At 55.4% G+C, this 16,136-nt stretch carries 8 protein-coding genes, 4 pseudogenes and 1 other annotated feature; of the genes and pseudogenes, 11 read left to right on the forward strand and 1 reads right to left on the reverse strand.

Annotated elements, in window-relative coordinates:
- Positions 1-123 precede the first annotated feature (123 nt).
- On the reverse strand, positions 124-507 hold the full coding sequence (locus GTP77_RS28635; protein ID WP_161075557.1) for a hypothetical protein: 384 nt from the start codon (positions 505-507) through the stop codon (positions 124-126).
- Between the two features lie 20 nt (positions 508-527).
- On the opposite strand from GTP77_RS28635, the gene GTP77_RS28640 reads away from it, so the two are divergent.
- The 11 genes and pseudogenes from GTP77_RS28640 to GTP77_RS28685 all read left to right on the forward strand — a co-directional run bounded on the left by GTP77_RS28640 (position 528) and on the right by GTP77_RS28685 (position 15,377).
- Positions 528-740 carry a hypothetical protein gene (locus GTP77_RS28640; RefSeq protein ID WP_161075558.1) on the forward strand — a complete coding sequence of 71 codons (213 nt, stop codon included), beginning with the start codon at positions 528-530 and terminating at the stop codon, positions 738-740.
- A gap of 1 nt (position 741) precedes the next feature.
- Positions 742-1,058, forward strand: a pseudogene (locus GTP77_RS28645) (transposase); the annotation flags it as partial.
- A gap of 266 nt (positions 1,059-1,324) precedes the next feature.
- On the forward strand, positions 1,325-5,068 hold the full coding sequence (locus GTP77_RS28650; protein WP_161075559.1) for a P-loop NTPase family protein: 3,744 nt from the start codon (positions 1,325-1,327) through the stop codon (positions 5,066-5,068).
- Positions 5,069-5,504: 436 nt separating this feature from the next.
- Positions 5,505-8,504: a type I restriction endonuclease subunit R gene (locus GTP77_RS28655; protein ID WP_187358886.1), complete on the forward strand. Its 3,000-nt coding sequence runs from the start codon at positions 5,505-5,507 to the stop codon at positions 8,502-8,504.
- Positions 8,494-9,807, forward strand: coding sequence for a restriction endonuclease subunit S (locus GTP77_RS28660; RefSeq protein WP_223149409.1), 1,314 nt, complete (start codon positions 8,494-8,496; stop codon positions 9,805-9,807). Before GTP77_RS28655 ends, GTP77_RS28660 begins: the two co-directional genes overlap by 11 nt.
- Positions 9,804-11,030: an AAA family ATPase gene (locus tag GTP77_RS28665; RefSeq protein ID WP_161075561.1), complete on the forward strand. Its 1,227-nt coding sequence runs from the start codon at positions 9,804-9,806 to the stop codon at positions 11,028-11,030. The genes GTP77_RS28660 and GTP77_RS28665 overlap by 4 nt, the downstream gene beginning before the upstream one ends.
- Positions 11,027-12,640 carry a type I restriction-modification system subunit M gene (locus tag GTP77_RS28670; RefSeq protein ID WP_161075562.1) on the forward strand — a complete coding sequence of 538 codons (1,614 nt, stop codon included), beginning with the start codon at positions 11,027-11,029 and terminating at the stop codon, positions 12,638-12,640. Before GTP77_RS28665 ends, GTP77_RS28670 begins: the two co-directional genes overlap by 4 nt.
- A 115-nt stretch (positions 12,641-12,755) precedes the next feature.
- Positions 12,756-13,984, forward strand: a pseudogene (locus GTP77_RS28675) (IS3 family transposase).
- Positions 13,037-13,153, forward strand: a sequence feature (AL1L pseudoknot). (Overlaps the previous pseudogene by 117 nt.)
- A gap of 316 nt (positions 13,985-14,300) precedes the next feature.
- Positions 14,301-14,411, forward strand: a pseudogene (locus tag GTP77_RS30395) (type I restriction-modification system subunit M N-terminal domain-containing protein); the annotation flags it as partial.
- Positions 14,405-14,524 (forward strand): annotated as a pseudogene (locus GTP77_RS28680) (type I restriction enzyme endonuclease domain-containing protein); the annotation flags it as partial. The pseudogenes GTP77_RS30395 and GTP77_RS28680, both read left to right, overlap by 7 nt.
- 112 nt (positions 14,525-14,636) lie before the next feature.
- Entirely contained in the window at positions 14,637-15,377 is a 741-nt protein-coding gene (locus tag GTP77_RS28685) for a hypothetical protein (protein WP_161075564.1), read from the forward strand.
- Positions 15,378-16,136 lie beyond the last annotated feature (759 nt).

The following is a 16,136-nucleotide window of genomic DNA, read 5'->3' on the forward strand; positions in this document are numbered from 1 at the left end:
GTCCTGATTACAGAAAGATGTGAAGCATCGCGTGAAATCGGACGAAAAATGGGCTTGAACGGCTCGCCAGTGGACCATTCGGCGCGCTGGCCTTGCCAGGAAAGCGAATAGATCAGCGCTTCCTTAGAGGTCCACCAGTCGCTTGGCCACTAAATGGCGGACGCTATTGGCCGTTTGCCACTGCCCGTGCATACCCAGCAGCGCGGTGCCCATCACCTCGCGCCGTTGTTCCTCCACCAGCCCCGGCCATACGATGACGTTGACGTTGCCGATTTCGTCCTCCAGCGTGATGAATACCGTGCCCTTAGCCGTTTCCGGCCGCTGGCGCACGATGACGATGCCGCAGCCGCGAGCGAGGCGCCCGTTGTCGTAGTGGGTCAGGACCTGGGCCGTCATGAGGCGCATAGCATGCAGGCGTTTGCGCATGAAGGTCAGAGGTTGCCGGCCCAACGTCAGGCCGAGGTGCCGGTAATCGGCCAGCACTTCCTCCGCGTCCGATGGCGGCAAGGGCCAAGGTTGGTTCCTCAATGATCGCTTCGCTCAGCAGCCCCTTGGACGGCGCGCTGACCGCCGCAACCCACATTGCTTCTCGCCGATTGCCGGACAACGATGCCAGGGCGCTGGCGCTGGCCAGCATCTTCAAGTCATGCGCGTCGAGTTGCGCGCGCAAGGCCGGGGCGTTGACACTGGCGAAGGGGGCGATCAACCGGGCCTCCTCCACGCGCCAGCCGGTTTCCTGAAAACGGCCTGCCCAAGCAGCTCGCCAAGATGCTGGTGGAGCGCGCCTTAGAGGTCGAGATGACCGGTCACCTGGGCTACGACAAGGGCGGCGAGGTGACCAACGGCACCACCAACACCGCAACGGCCATAGCGCCAAGACCCTCAAGGGCGATTTCGGCGCGCTGCCGCTGGACATTCCTCGCGACCGTCAGGGGACGTTCGAGCCGCAGATCGTCGCCAAGAACCAAACGCGCTGGGCCGGCTTCGACGACAAAATCATCTCGCTCTACGCGCGCGGACTGAGCGTGCGGGAGATCCAAAGCCATCTGGAGGAGATGCCGCGAAAGTTCTTGATTTTGAGCTGCCGGATCTGCATGGGCACTTTCGGTGAACAGGCTTGATGTTTTTTTGCAATCAATAGTAGTTTATATTGGTGACGACGGGCAAAAAATGCGGGCCGCCTACTTTTTTTAGAAAACATATGGATCAGTTGCCAAACTACGGCGATGTCCGCACGTTGGCGTTCTGCGCCTTGTTCTTTTCCGACGCTACAAGCACTGCTCCTTCACGAGGGGCTGCCAGAAGGAGTTTCATGAGTTCTGAGATGACGAAATCCATGACGGAAGTGAAGGTCGAGTCCATCTTGGCTTTGCAACCAGCGGAGGGCATCCGTCTCGCGCGAGCCTTGCTTTGGGCCGAGGCCTGGCGGCTGAAGATCCCCCGCCATAGCATCGTCATCTCGGATGCGATTACCGTGGCCGACGGAGGGATCGACGCGAGCGTCGCGGGAGATGGCCAATCCCATGATTCGGTGTTGATCCCTGGCGAGAGCCACTACCAAGTGAAGACCGGAGAATCATTCAAGCCTTGGCAGGAAGCCGAAATCCGAAAAGAGCTGTTCGGCGAGAAGCCGCCGAGCTTGGAAGCTCTTGGAGCCGAAACGCGACGCTGTCTAGAGCGAGGCGCGATGTATTGCTTGATCGCGTTGGGACATGACCTCACTTCTCAGCGCGTAGCGGAGGCGGAAAAATGGCTGCGCCAGTTCTTCGACAAATGCGGTTTTGATAATGCCCGAGTCTGTTGCCTTGGTGCCGGCCAGATTGTCGGCGCGCTGTCCTTGCACCCATCCCTATGCCTGGACGCCAATGGTCTGGGCATGCTTCCATTTCAAACGACCGCCGCATGGGCGACCAGCGCGGACATGACGCCGCAGTTGGAGTTGGGCGCCAGCCAGGACAGCTTTATCGCGTCCTTGCTCGACGCGTTGGACGAGCCGGGCTTGCAGCATGTCCGCGTGATTGGCGAGCCAGGCATTGGCAAGAGCAGGCTTGTGTTGGAGGCGATCCAGCGAGCGCCAGATCTCGTGGCGAACACGATGTTTGTCCGGCAAGCCAGCGATTTCCAAAACAGCCTCCTGTTCACCGAGCTGCTCAAGCCGGGCCGCGAGTATTCCTTGATTCTCGTGATAGATGAGTGCGACGACAAGGACCGGGCGCAGATTTGGCGCGGCCTGAAAAATCGGGCCGCCGTGAAGCTGATCACGATCGACCACGGCCCAGGCGATTGCGGCGGCGCCGGCATGTCGACGTTCTCCGCGCCTCCGCTGGAGACACCTCAGATCGAGCAGATCTTGCGATCGTATATCGGCGAGCGGGATGGCCTGATAAATTGGGCTGCGTGGTGCGAAGGTTCGGCCAGGGTGGCGCACGCGCTGGGCGAAAATTTGCGAGACCACCCGGAGGACGTTCTTCGAACGCCGGGCACAGTCCCGATCTGGGACCGTTTCATCTCAGGCTATGGCGAGGAGACCGACGGAGGCAAGGCGAGGCTGGTCCTGCGCCATTTGGCACTGTTTGAGAAGTTTGGCTTTCGCTATCCAGTGGAGAAGGAAGCCGATTACATCGCCGGCCTGGTCGAAAAGGCTGACCCGTCCATCACACGAGCCAAGTTCAATGAGATTGTTGGTTACTACTTGAAGCGCCGGATCGTGCAAGGAGATCGCACGCTCCGCCTCGTGCCCAAGGCGCTTCGCGTCTACTTGTGGCGGGGATGGTGGGAGAACTATGGCGTTGGAGCGGATGTCGAATCCATGCTCGCGGAGATGCCGGATAGCCTCTATGGATGGTTCATGAGGCCGTTCTCGCATGCGCATGATGTGCCATCCGCAATGGACGTTGTCAGGAAGCTTTTGCATCCGCAGAAAGGGTTATTCGCGAAGCGCGAGTTCTTGGCCGGCGAAGTGGGCGTGAAGTTTGTCGGCGTTCTTGCGGAGGCGGATCCAGAAGCGGCGTTGACTTTGTTGCGCGGCATACTGGACTGGCCCGACGACTACCTGTCGTCGCTGGAGCAGGGACGACAGGATTTGGCTTTCGCGATCTCACGCATTGCGGTCTGGAAGAATTGTTTCCGCTATGCGGCCAAGATACTTGGAAGGCTGTCCTTTGGAGGCGAATCGACGAACTCGAACAACGCTCGCGGCATCTTCGCCGAGCTATTCGTGCCGATAGGCGCGGCGACCCAAGCCGCCTTTGTCGATCGCGTCGCGATGATAAGGGAGTTGTTGAACGCGGATACGGCATTCGACCGGAGCCTGGGGCTTGCGGCGGCGGAAAAAGCCTTCAAGACACGAGGGCACACCAGAATTGTCGGCGTGGAGTTCCAAGGCTCGCGCGCGCGGATCGAATTTTGGCAGGCCGAATTGTGGGACGAGCTTATCGGACCTTGGCGGTCCCTGTTGTCGGAGTTGCTGCAAAAAAGAGCGATCGGCGACGGCGCGTGGATAAGGGCGGTAGACGCGACGATACTCAGCGCCATCGATAATATGCTCCGCTCGAATGTGCTGCATGAGGAATGCGTCGCGGCCCTACGAATATTGAGCGCGACCGATCATAATTTCGAAGCGACGCTTAGTTTCTTGATCCCGCTTCTTCGGTATTCACCGGAAGCCCTGCCTGACGCAGTCCGCGATGAGCTGATTGGCCTGCGTTCAGAGATGAATGGAGCCACATTTGAGGAGCGACTTCGTCGCTACGTTCTCAGCACGGTCTGGGATGATGACGACGGCGAAGACGATGGGGCCGATCCGTCGAAAACAGCCCAGTCGATCCGTCAAGCGCTGGCCCCGCAGGCGGTTGGCGATTCGGATTTGCTCGCGAAGTCTCTGCCCGCTCTGTTCAAGAGCGGAGCGTATCGTGTCGCTCAATTTGGCCAAGATGTGGCAAGCGGGGCAAAGGACGCTCGGTTCGACCAAGCGATGTTGTCTCATGTGGCGGCGTTTGGAGAGGACGGGGTTCCCTGTTTTCTAAGCGGATATTTGCGCGGCGTCTTTTCATCCGACCTGGCTCGGTGGGAAGTCTTGGCGGACGCGTTGTTGCGCGCTCCCCAGCGATGGGTCGCGTTGGGCGTCGCCTGGTCTGGCGTGTCAGATAGGATTTTCGAACGGCTGCTCGCGCTTCATCGCGACGGTGTGGTAGACAATGCGGGCCTGATGTCCGTGGCGTATGACCCTGCAAACGATGCACTTGGAGCACAACGAGCAAGACAGGCCATTCGCCAGATCTTGGAGCTTCGTTACGAAAAGTTTTATGAGGTCTCGATAGAAATGGCCAATCGCGGCCTTTGCAAAGGCGAGGAGACCAATGCGGATGACGAGGATGTGGCGTTTTCAGTCTTGTCCATAGGCGCCTTGTCGGGCAAGACGTCGGGCACCATGCCCGACCATTATTGGGGGAAGCTCGCGAAGCGGTTCCGGGCTCAGTTCCCCGGCCGCGATCTCGAATTATTTGAGGCTATTCTCGCGGGCGCGAGCGCGTTTCACGGGCTTGGCTATCGCGGGAGCCTCACGAAGGTAGCGGGCCAGATCTGCGAGGACCACCCTAGCGAAACGTGGAAGCGCGTGGGGGCTGCGATGCTGGGCGAACATGGCTTTGTCTTCCGCATGTGGCTAGGAGATGTTGGGCACTATGGGGAGCCGCTCAAGCAAGCAATTCTCCACTTCAAAGCCGAGGACATTTTTGAGTGGGTGGATGAGGAGCCCGCTGAAAGGGCCATAAGCATTGCGGAGGGGTTGCCGAAAACGCTGGAGGCCGGCGCGGCCGGAGACCTCACCCGAGAGTTTGTCCGACGCTACGGGGCCTTCCCGCATGTCGGCGCCACTATGCGGGCTCATTTTCGAACGGGGGCTTGGAGCGGCAACGCAAGCGATCGTTATGGAAGAGATCGGGATGCTGCGCGCAAATGGCTGGCGGAGGCCAACGATCCTAAAGTCCAGGATTGGCTGTCCGACTACATAGCCGTGCTCAATGAGGAAATCGAGCGCGCGCGAATCTGGGAGGAGCGAGGATTTTAGCGGCGGCTCATCTGTACGTATGATGGCGGGCGATGAGGCTGCAAAGATGGTCGCGGGACATAGCCTGAGGGCCGGCTACTGCTCGGAAGCCGCGACAATTTGCTTACAGCCGTATTAGATACGTGAACAGACTAGCCACAAATCGGACGTGACGCTGGCGCGCTATATCCGACCAGTCGCTAAGAGGAAAATTCCCAGCTTGCTTTGACCTTTGTCTGTCACCGACTTCCGGGTTGTCCGGCTTCACTTTTCTACCTGGTTTGGTTTCGATCCTTCTGCTAACAGAGGTTTTTCTTATATTGAGGCTGGGTATTTTTCTCGTTCAACCGGTCCGATGGGGAGCGATGCAGTACAATCCTAGGGGCGCAGCTGTTGGCCACCACGGTCCCTAGTCTGTGATTTCCATACAAGATTCAGAGCGCTATCAATGACTGAAATGACTGAACAAAAAATTGAACAAAGCTTCATCAAAAAACTAGTGGAGCTTAAGTACTCTTATCGCCCGGACATCACTGACCGGGCGTCGCTAGAGCGAAACTTCCGCGAGAACTTTGAAGCCCTCAACCGTGTCAACCTTACAGAGGGCGAGTTCAAGCGCCTCCTTGACGGAATTATTTCCCCGGATGTGTTCACTGCCGCCCGCACGCTACGCGAACGCAACAGCTTCACCCGTGACGATGGCACGCCGCTCAATTACACCTTGGTTAATATCAAGGACTGGTGCAAAAACACCTTCGAGGTTATCAACCAGTTGCGGATGAACTCTGACAACAGCCACCATCGCTACGACGTCATCATCCTTATCAACGGCGTGCCGGTTGTACAGGTCGAACTGAAAACCCTGGGCATCAATCCGCGCCGGGCGATGGAACAGATCGTCGATTACAAGAACGATCCTGGCAATGGTTATAGCCGGACGCTCCTCTGCTTTCTCCAGCTCTTCATCGTGAGCAATCGCGGCAGCACTTACTATTTCGCCAACAACAACGCTCGCCACTTCGCCTTTAACGCTGACGAGCGCTTCCTCCCCATTTATCAGTTCGCTAGCGAAGACAATAAGAAGATCGCCCACCTAGACGATTTCGCCGACAGCTTCCTCGTAAAATGCACCCTGGGCCAGATGATTAGTCGCTACATGGTGCTCATCGCCAGCGAGCAAAAACTGATGATGATGCGTCCTTATCAGATCTATGCGGTCAAAGCCATCGTGGACTGTATCCACCAGAACTGTGGCAATGGCTACATCTGGCACACCACTGGCAGTGGCAAAACGCTTACTTCCTTCAAGGCGTCCACGCTGCTAAAGGACAACCCCGACATCGAAAAATGCCTCTTCGTCGTGGACCGCAAGGATCTGGACCGGCAGACGCGCGAGGAGTTCAACAAATTCCAAGAAGGCTGCGTGGAGGAAAACACCAATACAGGAACCCTCGTCCGCCGTCTCCTCTCTGACGACTATGCCGATAAGGTCATCGTCACAACTATTCAGAAGCTCGGCCTCGCGCTGGATGAAAACAGCAAGCGCAACAAGCAGCAAAAAAAGGATGGCAGATCAACTTACAAAGAGCAGTTGGAGCCGCTTCGCGACAAACGCATCGTCTTCATCTTCGACGAGTGCCACCGCTCACAGTTCGGCGAGAACCACAAGGCCATCAAGGAATTCTTCCCACAGGCCCAGCTCTTCGGCTTCACCGGCACCCCCATCTTTGAGGTGAACTCGACCGCCAAGCAGTTTGAGGGGGAGGTGGGGCAATTCAAGACCACGGTGGACCTTTTCCAAAAGCAGCTACACGCCTATACTATCACCCACGCCATTGAGGACGCGAACGTCTTGCGCTTCCATGTGGACTACTTCAAGCCCGAGGGGAAAGGTGCGCCCAAGCCCGGCGAAAGCCTCGCCAAACGCGCCATTGTTGACGCCATTCTGGCCAAGCACAATACCGCCACTGGCGGACGCCGCTTCAATGCCCTGCTCGCAACCGCCTCCATCAATGACGCCATCGAATACCACGCCCTTTTCAAGACTCTCCAGGACGAGAAACAGGCCGCCGACCCCGATTTCCAGCCGCTGAATATCGCCTGTGTCTTCTCGCCGCCTGCCGAGGGCGATGCCGATGTAAAGCAGATTCAGGAAGACCTGCCGCAGGAAAAGGAGGACAACGCCGTCGAGCCCGAGAAGAAAAAAGCCGCCCTCAAGGCCATTCTTGCCGACTACAACGCGCGCTTCGGCTCCAATCACACTGTCAACGAGTTCGATCTTTATTATCAGGATGTGCAAAAGCGCATCAAGGACCAGCAATGGCCCAACGCTGACTACCCCCATGCGCAGAAAATCGACGTCACCATCGTGGTGGACATGCTCCTCACCGGCTTCGATTCCAAATACCTGAACACGCTCTATGTAGACAAGAACCTCAAGCATCATGGCTTGATCCAGGCGTTCTCCCGCACCAACCGCGTGCTCAACGGCTCCAAGCCCTACGGCAACATCCTCGACTTCCGCCAGCAGCAAGATGCCGTGGATGCCGCCATCGCTCTCTTCTCTGGAGAAAATGCAGGGCCTAAAGAGCGGGAAATCTGGCTCGTGGACAAAGCCCCCGTGGTCATCGAAAAACTGCAAGTCGCGGTGCAGGAACTGGACGCATTCATGAAATCCCAGGGCCTAAGCTGCGCGCCGGAGGCCGTGCCCAACCTTAAGGGCGACGATGCCCGCGCCGGCTTCATCAACCACTTCAAGGAAGTGCAGCGGCTCAAGACCCAGCTCGATCAGTACACTGACCTCTCCGACGACAACGCTGCCACCATAGAGCAAATTCTGCCAAAGGAAAGTTTGCTCGGCTTCCGTGGCGCGTATTTGGAAACCGCCCAGCGCCTCAAGGTCCAGCAGGGCAAAGCAACCCACAAACCCAGCCCGGACGTGGACCAGTTGGATTTCGAGTTCGTCCTCTTCGCCTCCGCCGTCATCGATTACGATTACATCATGGGCCTCATCGCCCGCTTCACCGAGCAGACACCGGGGAAACAGAAGATGAGCCGCGAGCAGCTCGTCGGCCTGATCCAGTCTGACGCCAAGTTCCTGGATGAACGGGAAGACATCGGTGCGTACATCGCCACCCTGCAAGCGGGCGAGGCCCTCAGCGAAGGGACCATCCGCGAGGGCTACCAGCGCTTCAAAACCGAGAAGCAGTCCCAGGAACTCGCAGAGCTTGCCCAACGCCACGGCCTAGAAACCGCCGCTCTGCAAGCCTTCGTGGACGACATCATCCTACGCATGATTTTCGATGGTGAACAGTTGGGCAACCTCATGGCCCCGTTAAACCTGGGCTGGAAAGCCCGCACTCAAAAAGAACTTGCTCTCATGGACGACCTCACTCCCTTCCTGCACAAACGTGCCCAAGGTCGCGACATCTCGGGACTCAGCGCGTATGAACAATAAAGCGCAAGCGATCAACATGAAAATAGACCGCCGACCCGCACTGGTCCCCAAGCTGCGCTTTCCGGAGTTCCGGGATGCTGGAGCGTGGAAAACACAAACACTAGGCACGGTGGCTGCAATTAGCACCGAGAAAGTTGGTGATAACACCTGCATCCCCATGAGCATTACCTCCGGCGTTGGCTTGGTAAGCCAGATGGAGAAATTTGGGCGGGTCATCGCTGGAAGCTCATACAAGAACTACCTCTTGCTAAAAAAGAATGACTTCGCCTATAACAAGAGCGCCACCAAGGAGTATCCCGAAGGGTTCATTGCGTTGTATTCCGGTGACGAACTTGCCGCTGTGCCGAATAGTATCTTCACTTGTTTTCGAATCAAGGGCGATTCGCCAGCACCCCTATATCTGAATTACCTGCTCATCGGAAACCTGCACGGTCAGTGGTTGCGGAAATTCATCCAGGTGGGTGCCCGCGCCCACGGTTCGCTAAGCGTAGACGAGGACGATTTGCTCGCTTTGCCGGTGCCACTTCCGCAGGGAGAAACGTCGCTCCAAGAACAACAAAAAATCGCCGATTGCCTGAGCTCCGTGGACGAGCTGATCGCGGCCCAATCCAGGAAGCTGGACGCGCTCAAGACCCATAAAAAAGGGCTGATGCAGCAGCTTTTCCCTCTTGAAGGTGAAACCCAACCCCGTTTCCGTTTCCCCGAATTTCAAGATGCGGTGGAGTGGGAGGAAAAGACCCTTGGTGAAATTGTGGAAGTGGCATCCGGCCTAGTTGACCCGACGAAGCCACCTTACTGTGACATGCCACATATCGGCGGCGAAAATATTGAATCTCATACAGGGGATCTGCAAGGCGTGAAGACAGCACGAGAGCTTGGGCTTATTAGCGGAAAGTATTTTTTCGATGGACGAGATGTTCTCTACTCGAAGATTCGTCCTGCGCTGAACAAAGTGGCTATCCCCGATTTCGAGGGAATTTGTAGCGCCGACATTTATCCGCTCCGGCCCTCTAATCAAAAATTGAATCGGCAATACCTCGCTTATCTTCTTCGGTCGGAGGGGTTTCTTGAATATGCTATAAAGCATTCTGACCGAAGCAAAATTCCAAAGGTTAACAGAGATTCACTCCTGGCGTATGAGCTGGTGATTCCGTGTCGGTCCGAACAACAACGCATCGCCGACTGCCTCACCAGCCTTGACGACCTCATAACCGCGCATACCCAAAAACTCGACGCCTTTAAGACCCACAAGAAGGGTCTGATGCAGCGGCTTTTTCCATCTCAGGCGGAGGTTGATGCATGAGCGGCATCCGCATGTACCAAAGCTTAGGAACCCTGGTGAACCGTCTTCGCGATGATCTCAACCAGCGCGAGACCCAATCCGAAAAGAAAGTAGTTAATAAACCAGCAACTATTCTGCTTCTCTATGCTTACAACCGCACCGGCAAGACCAGGCTCTCCATGGAGTTCAAGGATGCAGGCAAGCGTAAGACCAAGAAGAACCCCGAGGGCAATGCCGACACTCTCTACTTCAACGCGTTCACTGAGGATCTATTCACTTGGGAAAACGATTTGGAAGGCGACAGTAACCGTCATCTCCGGCTAAATAAGAACTCGAAGTTCTTCAAGGCTCTTGACGAGCTTGCTCTTGACCAAACCATCGCTGGCTACCTCAGTCGTTACGCCGAGTTTGAGTTCGATATTGACTACGAAGCATGGAAAATCACCTTTCGTAAAGTCGACGCGGAGAACATTAAGATATCACGGGGTGAGCAAAACATCTTCGTCTGGTGCCTCTTCATGGCCATCTGCGAGCGTATGCTCGACGGGCAGGAGTCCTACCAATGGGTGAAATTTCTCTACATCGACGACCCTGTTTCCTCCCTTGACGACAACAATGCCATCGCTGTCGCCTGCGACCTCGCCGTACTCCTGCGCCGCGCTGCCAGTCGGAAGGACAGTAGCGGTGTGCCTGCCCCAATCAAAGTCATCTTCTCATCCCACCATGCCCTATTTTTCAACGTGATGTGTAATGAGATTGGCAGGTCAAAAGAGGGAGAACCCAAAGTGACTCACAAGCGCTACTTCCTTCACCGTCCAAATGGTGACAATGTGTATACCCTTCGCGCCACCGAGGACACTCCGTTTTTCCACCACGTCGCGACTCTCGCTGAACTACAGTACGCCGCAGAGCCGAACGCCGGGAGGCTCTTCACGTTCCACTTCAATGCTCTGCGGAGCATAATGGAGAAGACGGCCTCATTCTTTGGTCACTCAGATATTTCTTTCTGCCTTAAAGCTCTCAACAACGAGGATGATACTGCGCTGTACAATCGCGCCCTCAACCTGCTCAGCCACGGAAAATTTGCGGTCCAAGAACCTACCGAGATGGGCGACGACACCAAAGACCTCTTTCGACGCATTCTCAAAGATTTCGTAACTGAATTCCAATTCGCCCTGCCGGAAATTTTGAAGAAACCACAAGCTGTAGCGGCTTCCGCACCGACTCTTGCACCTACCCCATGACCGAACAAAACCAAACCCAACTGGGCAAAACCCTCTGGAACATCGCCGACCAACTACGGGGCGCGATGGATGCGGATGATTTCCGTGACTACATGCTGTCGTTCCTATTCCTGCGCTACCTCTCGGACAACTATGAGGCGGCGGTCCAACGTGAATTGGGCACGGACTACCCAACGCTAGAAGTCGATGACCGCCGCGTGCCTCTCGCCCTCTGGTATGCGAACAATCCTGACGATGTCGTCGAATTTGAAAAGCAGATGCGGCGCAAGGTACATTACGTCATCAAGCCAGAATACCTCTGGACCAGCGTCGCCAACATGGCCCGACGGCAGGACGGGGAGTTGCTCAACATCCTGCAAGCCGGCTTCAAATACATTGAGAATGACTCCTTTCAAAGCACCTTCCAAGGGCTGTTCTCCGAAATTGATCTGGCCTCCCATAAGCTGGGGAAGACCTATGCCGACCGCAATGGAAAACTTTGTATCATCCTCCAAAAGCTCGCGGAGGGCTTGGCCGAATTCTCCACCGACATTGATGCTCTTGGCGATGCTTACGAATACCTGATTGGCCAGTTCGCCGCCGGTTCCGGCAAGAAGGCGGGCGAGTTCTACACTCCGCAACAGATTTCCGACATTCTCTCTGCTATCGTGACGCTTGATAGCCAGGAACCCGCCACCGGCAAGAAGCTGCGACTGGAGAAGGTTCTTGACTTCGCCTGCGGCTCTGGCTCCCTTCTCCTCAATGTGCGAAAGCGTATGGGAGCGAATGGTATCGGCAAGATTTATGGGCAGGAAAAGAACATTACCACCTATAACCTCGCCCGCATGAATATGTTGCTGCATGGGGTGAAGGATACGGAGTTCGAGATTTACCACGGCGACACCTTGACCAACGAGTGGGACCTCCTGCGCGAACTCAACCCCGCCAAGAAGCCCTACTTCGACGCTATCGTTGCCAATCCGCCCTTCAGCTACCGGTGGGACCCCACCGACGCGATGGGCGACGATGTGCGTTTTAAAAACCACGGCCTCGCCCCTAAGTCCGCCGCCGATTTTGCCTTTCTCCTGCACGGCTTCCACTTCCTGAAAGACGAAGGAGTGATGGCCATCATTTTGCCCCACGGTGTGCTCTTCCGAGGCGGTGCGGAGGAGCGCATTCGCACCAAACTGATCAATGACGGTCACATCGACACCGTCATCGGCCTGCCCGCCAATCTATTTTACTCCACGGGCATCCCGGTCTGTATCCTTGTGCTCAAGAAGTGTAAGAAGCCTGACAACGTGCTTTTCATAAACGCTAGCGGCCCGGAAAACTTCGAGAAAGGTAAACGCCAGAACCGCCTCACGGATGAGCACATTGCCAAGATCATCGACACCTACCGATCCCGAAACGAGGAGGAGCGCTATTCCAAGCGGGTTTCGATGGAGCGAATTGCCGAGGAAGGATACAACCTCAATATCTCTCGCTACATCAGCACGACCATCACGGACACGGAAATCAAGTTATCAGTAGTTAATACTGAACTTGTGAGAATAGAGGAAGATATAAAATCCGCACGGGACAAACATAATGCTTTTCTTCAAGAATTGGGACAGCCCGCTTTGCCGTAGATTTTTTGACATAAAATGCTTGAGGTTGTCAAATTGATAGTTATCTAATGGAAAATTGTCGATTCTGAACCGGCCCGGAAATCTGGGAGGCTCCAATCTTTGAGAGAATGGAGCCATGAACAAGAAATCGACACGATATTCCCCAGAGGTGATGGAGCGCGCTGTGCGTATGGTCGAGGAGTCGGCCAGCCAGCACGACTCGCAGTGGGCCGCCATCACGTCCATCGCCAACAAGATCGGCTGCACACCTGAAACGCTACGGCGCTGGGTCCGGTAACGCGAAAGCGATGCCGGGTTGCGTGGCGGGCCAAGCTCTGCAGAGCAAGAACGAATCCGTGCTTTGGAGCGCGAGGTGAAGGAAATGCGCAAGACGAATGAAATCTTACGCTTGGCCAGTGCTTTTTTCGCCCAGGCGGAACTCGACCGCCGCTTCAAGCCTTGATGGCCTTCATCGATCAGCACCGAGGTGCATACGGGGCCGAGCGGCTGTGCAGGCAATTGCAGCTTGCTCATTCGAGTTACTGGCGCCACGCCGCCCTGCAACGCAATCCGGCTCTGCGCTGCGCCCGCTCCCATCGCGACGACTTTATGAGTGCCCACATTCGCCGTGTTTGGGAAACTAACTTCCGAGTCTACGGAGCCGAAAAGGTCTGGCGCCAGCTGCTGCGTGAGCGGTTCAAAGTGGCGCGCTGCACCGTGGAGCGCCTGATGCGGCGCGACGGGCTGCGCGGAGTAATTCGCGGCAAGGTTGTGCGCACCACGGTGAGCGATACGGCAGCGCCATGCCCGCTGGACCGGGTGAATCGCCAGTTCCGCGCTGATCACCCTAACCAGCTGTGGGTGTCCGATTTTACGTACGTGTCGACCTGGCAAGGCTTCGTCTACGTTGCCTTCATCATCGACGTCTTTGCGCGCCGCATCGTCGGCTGGCGCGTCAGCAGTTCGATGCGTACTGACTTCGTGCTCGATGCGCTCGAGCAGGCCCTGTTCGCCCGCCAGCCGGAACGTGATGATGCCTTGATTCACCATAGTGATCGCGGGTCGCAATATGTATCGATCCGCTATAGCGAACGCCTGTCCGAAGCCGGAATTGAACCGTCCGTCGGCAGCAAAGGAGACAGCTACGACAACGCTCTGGCTGGGACCATTAACGGGCTTTACAAAGCAGAGCTGATCCACCGCCGCGCTCCCTGGAAGACACGCGAAGCCGTCGAATTGGCTACGCTGGAATGGGTATCTTGGTTCAATCATCACCGACTGCTGGAGCCAATCGGCCACATCCCGCCGGCTGAAGCTGAAATGAATTACTATCGTCAACTTTCGGGTCAAGCCGTCTCGGCCTGACTCAAACCAGGGGGCCTCTCAAAATCCCGGGCCGGTTCAGGCGTCCGCCCGCTCCCAACATGGCGTACGTTCGGACATTACTTACATTCGCACCGGTTCCGCTGCCTGTATCTTGCTGTCGTACTCGACCTGTACGCACGCAAGATGGTCGGCTGGGCCATGTGTTGGCGCCGACCGAAAATTGACCAATCTCCGGCGCTGACGTCTGGGAGGGGTGTTCTTTCTTGCGCTTCGCTTCGATAGACATCGGACCATATTCCCACATGGAACTCGACTACGGTCATAATATGTTTTTGCTAAATAGCCAAACTTCCTGATGCTCGACGATATCAAAAAAATACTTTTGGCCACTGCTGACAAGCTGCGCGCCAAGATAGACGCTGCCGAATACATGTACCTTGTGCTCGGCCTTATTTTCGTAAAGTACACTTGATGGTGAAGCGTATTCTGAGAAAATACAAATATCCGCCGGACCAGCAGGGGCAGGCAGTGGAAATGGTATCGAAGCAGGCGGAAGCGTTTGGCGAAGCTTGGTCCTAATATGCAACCCGTTCTGTATGGCTGCGCTAGAGCGTTAGTCATTTGTCGGTGATGCTACTGGTAAACCTAACCTCGTTCTTCAGCGTCGGGGTGTCGAATTGAGAGGGATGTCATGACGGTTTTTCGACGGAGCGGATTTTGGCGGAGTAGTGTAAATGGGAACATTCATTGGGTTGACGAGCACCTGGTTGAAAGAGATCATTGGAGCCGTGATTCCGATTCCTATCTCAATGAGAATCTGCTGAAGCAGGCACGTGCTCACGTCGGCATAACTGCGCGCTTAGTCACTCCGAATGCTGAGTGTCCGGTTTGCCGTGCTCCCGTATTTTTCTACCAGAACGTTCACGGCAGCAGAGTTTTTTTTGATGAGCTTGGACCTCCTTGGCCGAAGCATCCGTGTATTCATACTGAGTTCGCCGAAGTCGATGGTGCTTACGCCCCAATCGCTCTTACGCATGCGGACTTGCGTAGTCAGGATGAGTACGATTTCATCCAGAAATGGAATGGAGCAGCTGGTGAAGAGGCGTTTTATGAAAAATACGGAACTCTCCCTTGGGAGATTTTTGTGTGCGAGAAATGCTACATGGGCTCTGAGTTATCAGTAGTGGTGCTTCGCAACGCAGTAGGGCATAAGTATTTCCTAGCGCCTGAATCAGGCGACCTGAGTATGCTCGAGGGCCAGCTAGTTGCCTATTACAAAGGCTGGCTTTCTTACATGTCTACTTCAGACCTTCGGACTGTAGAATTGAAGTTGCGGCGGGTCGGCTCTAAGAAAGTTCTACACCACTTATTAGGAATCGAAGAACTAGACCTAAAAGTTTATGGTTGGGTGATGGGGGGCGCGGCTGGCTGACGGCCAATGTTTTTCACCATTATCTGCATAATAGTGAAAGTTGGGCCTGAATAAGCTGGGATTTTCTCAAAGGAAACGCCCGGTTCGTCCACTCGAACGACATTAGCCCGGCAGATTTTCAATCTGTAGGGACAGTGCACATGAGGAAACGGCCATGTTATGAAATGCAAGTCTTTGGAATGTCTGATTTGGATCCGAGACTTAATGAAATGTGTAGCTAATTTTAATTGATCTTTTGGCAGAAAATGCCAAGAATATCGACTCGGTAGGTGAGAAAGTAGGAAAAATGCCAAGCCATTGATTTCATTGACCTTCGAACGGCCTGCAAAGCCGTTCAGCCAGCGCCTGACATCACTGTTTCGAAGAGTCTGCCGAGACCGTCATCGCATGTTACCGAAGCCGGTTCGAAATCTGCACGGCTTTGCATCGTCGCCCACAGGGTGTAAGATGATGTGATTGAATCCATGTACGCGGCCTCAATCGAGCCGTAACTCCCCGCTGGCACCGGCGATGGTATTGCAGAGCTAGATTTCGAAAAAGTCTTTTTGGATCAATAGGTTGGGACAGCGGTTGAGCGTCGAGTGGGAATGATGTAAGCCTCCGAAAGCCCGTGACTGCACGGGCTTTTTTTTGGCTCTTCACGGATTGCTGTTGAGGGCATAGTAGAAATGAGAAAGCGGTGAAGAAAAGTTAGACTTGTTGTGCGACCAACAAAACTGAACTTTACCCACCGCTTTCATGCATGATAATAATCTCGAG

It is taken from the genome of Pseudoduganella aquatica (assembly GCF_009857595.1).
Lineage (GTDB): Bacteria > Pseudomonadota > Gammaproteobacteria > Burkholderiales > Burkholderiaceae_D > Rugamonas > Rugamonas aquatica_A.